The 672-nt window shown below is 75.1% G+C and carries 1 pseudogene; it reads right to left on the reverse strand.

Annotated features, from left to right (window positions below):
* Positions 1–62: 62 nt before the first annotated feature.
* A pseudogene (locus G3I65_RS54970) lies at positions 63–672 on the reverse strand (rRNA small subunit methyltransferase B); the annotation flags it as partial.

Below are 672 nucleotides of genomic sequence, written 5' to 3' on the forward strand. Positions count from 1 at the left end.
CAGCTCGGCGGCGAACCGGACGTCCAGCCCGCCGCACGAGCCGGCCACCAGCCCGAGGTCCCTCACGGTTTGCGCAGCACGCCGCAGAACATCGCGTCCGTGCCGTGGCGGTGCGGCCAGAGCTGCACGTACGGGCCGTCGCCGAGCTCCGGGACGCCCGGGAAGAACTCGCGCGAGTCCAGCACTTCGGCCTTCAGCCGGCGCGCGGTCTCCGTCAGCACGCCCTCCGTCTCGGCGAGGTGCGGCGAGCAGACGACGTAGGTGAGCGCGCCGCCGGGCCGCAGCAGCGCGTACGCCGCGCTGATGAGTTCGCCCTGCAGCTTCGTCAGGTCCGCGACGTCGGACGGCTGGCGGCGCCAGCGCGCTTCCGGCCGCCGCCGCAGGGCGCCGAGACCGCTGCACGGCGCGTCGACGAGGATCCGGTCGTAGCCCGGCTCCAGGCCGCTTTCGCGGCCGTCGGCGACGTGCACCTTCACCGGCAACCCGCTCGTGGCCTTCTCGACCAGCTTCGCGCGGTGCGGCGCCTTCTCTACGGCGTCCACGGTGGCCCCGCTCAACGCCGCCAGCGCGCCGAGCAGCGCGGCCTTGCCGCCGGGGCCGGCGCACAGGTCGAGCCAGCGCTCGTCGGAGCCCTCGACGGGCACCTTCGTCGCGGCGATCGCGCAGAGCTGG

The sequence above is a fragment of the Amycolatopsis sp. SID8362 genome (assembly GCF_010550475.1).
Taxonomy (GTDB): Bacteria; Actinomycetota; Actinomycetes; order Mycobacteriales; family Pseudonocardiaceae; genus Amycolatopsis; species Amycolatopsis eburnea.